This is a genomic window from Streptomyces sp. NPDC004752 (genome assembly GCF_053601275.1).
In genome coordinates, this window is sequence record NZ_JBSGBN010000247.1 from 1 (window position 1) to 5,391 (window position 5,391).

8 protein-coding genes are annotated in these 5,391 nt (G+C 69.9%); 5 read left to right on the plus strand and 3 right to left on the minus strand.

The annotated features are described in order from the left end of the window. Positions 1-68: 68 nt before the first annotated feature. The 3 genes from ACWEKM_RS45560 (at position 69) to ACWEKM_RS45570 (ending at position 1,554) form a co-directional block, all read left to right on the plus strand. Positions 69-305, plus strand: coding sequence for a hypothetical protein (locus ACWEKM_RS45560; protein ID WP_451627201.1), 237 nt, complete (start codon positions 69-71; stop codon positions 303-305). 399 nt (positions 306-704) lie between these two features. Beyond that, positions 705-1,328 (plus strand): transposase, encoded by a 624-nt coding sequence (locus ACWEKM_RS45565; RefSeq protein ID WP_451627202.1) that lies wholly within the window; start codon positions 705-707, stop codon positions 1,326-1,328. Between the two features lie 67 nt (positions 1,329-1,395). Further along, on the plus strand, positions 1,396-1,554 hold the full coding sequence (locus ACWEKM_RS45570; protein ID WP_451627203.1) for a hypothetical protein: 159 nt from the start codon (positions 1,396-1,398) through the stop codon (positions 1,552-1,554). Positions 1,555-1,594: 40 nt separating this feature from the next. Here ACWEKM_RS45570 and ACWEKM_RS45575 read toward each other — a convergent pair whose 3' ends face one another. Beyond that, positions 1,595-2,359 (minus strand): NADPH-dependent F420 reductase, encoded by a 765-nt coding sequence (locus tag ACWEKM_RS45575; RefSeq protein ID WP_451627204.1) that lies wholly within the window; start codon positions 2,357-2,359, stop codon positions 1,595-1,597. 231 nt (positions 2,360-2,590) lie between these two features. On the opposite strand from ACWEKM_RS45575, the gene ACWEKM_RS45580 reads away from it, so the two are divergent. Further along, positions 2,591-3,166, plus strand: a complete 576-nt coding sequence (locus tag ACWEKM_RS45580) for a TetR/AcrR family transcriptional regulator (protein WP_451627205.1) — start codon at positions 2,591-2,593, stop codon at positions 3,164-3,166. 280 nt (positions 3,167-3,446) lie between these two features. On the opposite strand, the gene ACWEKM_RS45585 is transcribed toward ACWEKM_RS45580, so the two are convergent. Further along, positions 3,447-4,370, minus strand: a complete 924-nt coding sequence (locus ACWEKM_RS45585) for an NmrA family NAD(P)-binding protein (protein ID WP_451627206.1) — start codon at positions 4,368-4,370, stop codon at positions 3,447-3,449. A gap of 99 nt (positions 4,371-4,469) precedes the next feature. Here ACWEKM_RS45585 and ACWEKM_RS45590 point away from each other — a divergent pair, with 99 nt between their 5' ends. Next, the gene (locus ACWEKM_RS45590) at positions 4,470-5,051 is read left to right on the plus strand and encodes a TetR/AcrR family transcriptional regulator (RefSeq protein ID WP_451627207.1); all 582 of its coding nucleotides are present in this window, start codon (positions 4,470-4,472) and stop codon (positions 5,049-5,051) included. Positions 5,052-5,129: 78 nt separating this feature from the next. Here the strand turns inward: ACWEKM_RS45590 and ACWEKM_RS45595 are convergent, their stop codons facing one another. Beyond that, a complete protein-coding gene (locus ACWEKM_RS45595) occupies positions 5,130-5,312 on the minus strand; it encodes a hypothetical protein (RefSeq protein ID WP_451627208.1) in 183 nt (60 codons plus the stop codon). Positions 5,313-5,391: the final 79 nt, after the last annotated feature.

Below are 5,391 nucleotides of genomic sequence, written 5' to 3' on the forward strand. Positions count from 1 at the left end.
TCGGCCAGATGAGCCCGAACGCCTTCGAACAACGATCAGTTACTCTGACCACTGCCGCATAACAACCGGTGTCCACGATCCCGGGTCAAGCCCCGTTCGTCGCGATTTCCACCTCCATCTGGAGTGCCTACACCGCGCTGTCGGGATACCTCGGTGGGGTCTTCTTCCAGGACAACACGCTCCTTGCCATCGTCGTTGGCGTTGGGCTCGCAGTCGTGGTGACCGGCATGGTGGAGCTCGCGCGCAAAATTCGGCGCCGCAAGAACGCAGTCGAGCCGGAAGACGTTGTTGCTGGAAAGCGTTGAGGGAGCGCCCATCTGCGTGACGGTCCGTCGACGGGGTCGGCGGACCGTTTCGTGTTCTGCGGCTGATGGCGGGCAAACCGACGGCCCGGTTGTCGCGTCGGCTCGAAGGAGCGTCGTCCGATGCGGAGCCTCTCTCCCCCAGCCCGCCGGCGGGCGAGGAGGGAGATCGCAAGGCGGCCGGAGGCCCTCGATGGGGGCCCCGCTCGAGCGAAGCCGAGAGTGGGGGGAGGAGACTTGGGCTTCCGGCCAACGCGGCGAGCGTGCATGCCGGGCGGGGCGACGCGGCAAACCTTGCCGGGAGGGGCACTATAGTCTCTGCCAGCCCAGCAGGAGGTCACCTTCGGAGTGCACACGGCCGGGTCACGCCCCCGACTTGTGGTCTCGGCCGACGGGCATGGAGTGGCACTCGACGAGCTGACCGGCCTGATCGACCTCACCGGATACCCCGACGGCACCCGGATCATCGTCCGCCGCGAGCGCCGCACCCCGGGGCCCGACTGTCGCTGTTCGACCTGGACGAGGGCATGCGTCACCAGGTGTTCCTCGTCGACACACCCGTCGCAGGAGGCGGATCGCCGCAATTCCTGGAGGTCCGCCACCGCGCACCGGGTCGAGGACCGCATCCGCTGCGGCAAGACCACCGGCCTCGGCCGCTTCCCCTCCCGCCACTTCGCCATCAACGCCGCGTGGCTGGAGCTGTCCCTGACCGCGATCGACCTACTCGCCTGGACCCGGATGCCGCTGCTGGACGGCGAACCGGCCACCGCCGAACCGAAGAAGCCACGCTACCGGTTGCCGCACACCGCCGCCCCCATCACCCGTGGAGGGCGCCGTCTCCGCTTGCGGATCGCCGCGGCCCTGGCGACACGAGCTGACCACAGCATTCGCCCGCCTCGCAGCGCGGCCCCGGCCGGCCACCTGAGCAGACAAACCGTCCCTGACCACCCACGACCCGAGGAATCCTGGAGCACCCGACCGCACGCCGGGCCTCCACCATGCCCACCACCGCAGAAACGTCGCTGACGGCATCAGCGCAGACCAGCCGCCCCCAACCGAAAAGCAGAGGCTAGCGGGCAAGCATTGCTCGACCGTGTCGAAGACCGCGGCCAAGTCCCAGGCCAAGGTCGAGATTCCATACGGGCTGCGCAAGTGCTTCGAAGCGATCGTTGAGCGTGGCGGCTGGCCCCCGGCCCGCCGGACGTCTCTGATCGTGCCCGACCTCGGTGCCGACGCGGACAGGCAGAGCTGAGCCGGAACCGGCCGGGCCCTGCCCGCAATCGGTGCGGTGCTCAGACGTCGACGCCTGCCGGCAGCACCCCGCCTGCCCGGCCGCGGACGGCGGTCGCGGTCAGCTCAGTGATCCGCGCTGCCGGAACGTGCCGACCGGGGTTCCGCAGAAACCAGGGGAAATACTCCTCGGGGCTGAGCCCGGCGGGCTCAGCCCCGAGGTAGGGCCTGGTGTACACGGGCATACCCGGCTCGCTGCGCCAGCTCTCGGCGAGCGTGCCGATGTCCACCGCGTCGTACCCGAGCACGTCCAGCAGCTCCGCGGCCTCGTGCTTGGCCCCCTCGTCGTCGCCGGCGATGGGCAGGGCACTGCGGTCGGCCGCTCCGGCGGGCCGGGCGAGGGCGAACAGCTGGTGAGAGCCGATGTTGTTGAACGCCTTGACCACAAAGGAATCCACGAGGCGGCGCTGTACCAGGCCGCTGGAGGTGAGCTCGCCCGAGTCCAGTTCCGCGAGCCGGCCGTCGCGCTGGGGGTAGTAGTTCATCGTGTCCAGCACCGTCTTGCCCTGGAGTGCTGCGACGGGCAGCTGGTCGTAGGCCTTCAGCGGGATGGTGGCCACCACGAGGTCACCGGCGTGGGCGGCCTCTTCCGCGGTAGCCGCACGGGCCCGGCCGCCCAGCGTGTTCACCAGGTCGGTGAGCGTGTCGGGTCCTCGGGAGTTGCTGAGGACGACCTCCAGTCCGGCCGCGACGGCCAGGCGGGCCAGAGAGGTACCGATCAATCCGCTGCCGATGAGTCCAAGCGTTCGGGACACTGCATTCTCCATTCGCGATTGTCGATGAGGTGCCGCAGGCGCGCGGCGATGACGGCCCGCGCGTGGGAGAACTCGCCCTTGCGCCGCCCTGTGGGGTGACGGGCAGAGCCGACGCACCTGTGCGCGGCCTCCATCCCACACAATGCGGAGTCACCATCCGTTTTATATCACGGAAAACGGAGGTAGCATCCTCTTCATGTCCCCACCATTGCCGACGACCCCACACGACACACGGGAACGGCCATGAGCGCCACGCGGCCAGCCGACCGCAAACCACGTGCGGACGTCACGCGCAACCGGGCCCGCATCCTCGACACGGCGCTACGGCACTTCACCGAGCGCGGCGCGGGCACCTCCCTGGAGGCCATCGCCAAGGACACCGGCGTGGGCCCGGCCACGCTCTACCGCCACTTCCCCACCCGGGAAGCCCTCCTGGCCGCCGCGCTGGATGTGCACGGCGAAGCCCTCCTGGCCCGGCGGAAGCCCCTGCAGGACATCGGCGATGCCGACGAGGGCCTGCGGCAGTGGCTGCTGGCCCTGGAGGACTACCTCAACACCTTCAGCGGACTACCCGAGCCCGTCCTCACGGCGCTCGCCTCGCACAACTCCCCCCTCGCCGCCTGCTGCCAGAAGCTGATCGCGATCACGGACGAGTTCCTCCGCGCAGCCCAGCAGCACGGCACAGCCCGCCCGACCGTGCGCGGCAGGGACCTCTTCCTCGCCACCCTGTTCCTGGCCTGGACCGACAACACCCCCGTCGGCGACGACGCCCTGCCCACCCTGCGGCACCTTCTCGAGACCGGCTACAGCACCCGCTGACCGATCAGCTCAATGAATTAGGAGCATTGCCTGCCGTCACCGTCGACTCCAGGTCCGGCATGAGCCCGAGATCCGCTACGACCGTTTCGCTACGGACCGTCACCCGGGGAGCTGGAAGAGTTCTTCCACCTGGACAAGAACGCCCTGAGCTTGACGCGGGGGAAGCGTCGTCCGGCGTCGAGGCTGGGGGGCTCGGCAACAGCCCCGGCCGCCTGATCGCGACTCGTCCGGGAGCCGCGATCAGGGGAAGACAAGCAACGGCTGGTCGCGTGCGGCCGCCTCAGGCGTCGGCGTGCATGTACCTCTGTGCCCATTCCTCGAAGGTGGTGAGCGGGATGCCGAGGTCCCTGGCGTACTGCGGGCGGGCCGGTTGGCCGACCTCGTTCAACCACTGGTGCACGCTGCCCATCGGCGGCATGCCGGCGGCGGCGGCCTCCTCCTCGGACATATCGGGAGCGGGCAGATCCCTGCCCAGCGTGCGGGAGAGGATCTCCGCAATCTCGGTCATCGGCAGGTAGTCGCTCGCCAGCTCCAGCTCGACCCTGTCGAACCGCTCGGGCGCGGCGAAGGCCGCGGCGGCGGCCGCGCCGATGTCGTCCACCGCGACCAGGGACAGCCGGGTCTCGGGCCGCAGCAGGGCTACCAGGCCGCCCTCGATGCCGCGCGGGAACATGTACCTCAGGGAGGGCCGGAAGCTCTCCATGAAGAAGCCCGGCTTGAGGAGCGTCCAGTGGGTGAAGCCGGCCTCGCGGACGCGGTCCTGGATCGCGGCCTTGGCGCCCATGGTCGCCTTGATGAAGTCCCAGCGGCCCTCCGCGAAGCCGGGAGCCTCGGTGTGCTGGCCCGCGCCCGTGACGGAGGTGTGCACGAACTGCCGTACTCCGGCGGCCTTCGCGCCCTCGACGAGGTTGACGGCCTGGGTCACCTCTCCGTCGAAGTCGGGGCCGTCGGCGGTGAAGGCGGGCATCTGCACCGAGAAGACGGCGCGGACGCCGTCGGCGGCCCGGATCACGGACTTGACGTCGTGAAGGTCGCCGGTGGCCAGTTCGGCGCCGAGCGCCGCGACGGCCTTTGCCCGGTCGGTGGCCGCGTCGCGCACCAGGGCGCGGACGGGCACGCCGGCCGCGAGGAGGGCGCGGGCGGTCGCCCCGCCCTGCTGGCCGGTGGCGCCGGTGACCAGAACGGGCGCGCGAACGTTGGACATGGTGCTCCTCGGGTACCTGGCAAAAACGGCGGAGCCCGCCATTTCTGTGAGGGTACGATATGGCAGGGTCCGCCGCTTAGCAAACCTGGAGGTGACGCCGTGTCCGAGACCCGTCGCGCGGACGCGAGACGCAACTACGCGCGCATCCTCGCCGTGGCCGAGGAGGAGGTCACCGCCCACGGCGCGAACGCTTCCCTGGAACAGATCGCCCGCACGGCGGAGGTCGGCTCGGCGACCGTGCGCCGGCACTTCCCCACCCGCCGCGCACTGCTGGAGGCGGTCTCCCGAAAGCGGATCGAGGCCCTATGCGCCCGCGCCCACGACCTGTCCGGCAAGGACGGCAGCCGAGACGCACTCCTGGAATGGCTGAGCGACGTCGTCGCCTACTGCGTCACCGCCCAAGGACTGGCGGCCACGCTGACCTACGACCGCACAGGTGCCGACCCGGTGCACGACAACTCCTGCTCGGCGACGCTGGAAGAGGCGGCGGGCCCACTGCTCCGCCGCGCCGTGCGGGACGGCGCGGTGGCCGCGGAGGTCACCGTCACCGACCTCATCACGCTCGCCGTCGGCCTGGCCCTGGCCACGGAGCACCACCCCGATCCCGCCGCCACATCGGACCGCCTCTTCCGGCTCGCCGTGGCGGGGCTGAGCCCACAGGGTCAACTACGCGAGCCCTGAAGAAAGGACGTGCTTGCGGCTAACGAGCTCGTGCATGGTTGGCGGTGACACATCGAGGGGTGTGAACTGGCCCTGTGTTCACACTCGTTCATCGGTCGCGAGGGTGACCGCCTGCTGGTGAGAGAGCAGTGCGGCGACTGCTTGGATGATGTCGCTCATGTGCTCACGCCGACCGTGGTGGCGGGCGAGGGCGCGCCAGTTCTTCAGATGGGCGATGCCGTGCTCGACGCGGATGCGACGCGAGGAGTGAGCCTCCGCCAAGTTCGTTTCCGCAGTTCAGTGGGGCTGGTGTGATGCGCGGGTGAGGTCCTCGCGCTGGCAGGTGGCGTGATCGTCGGGG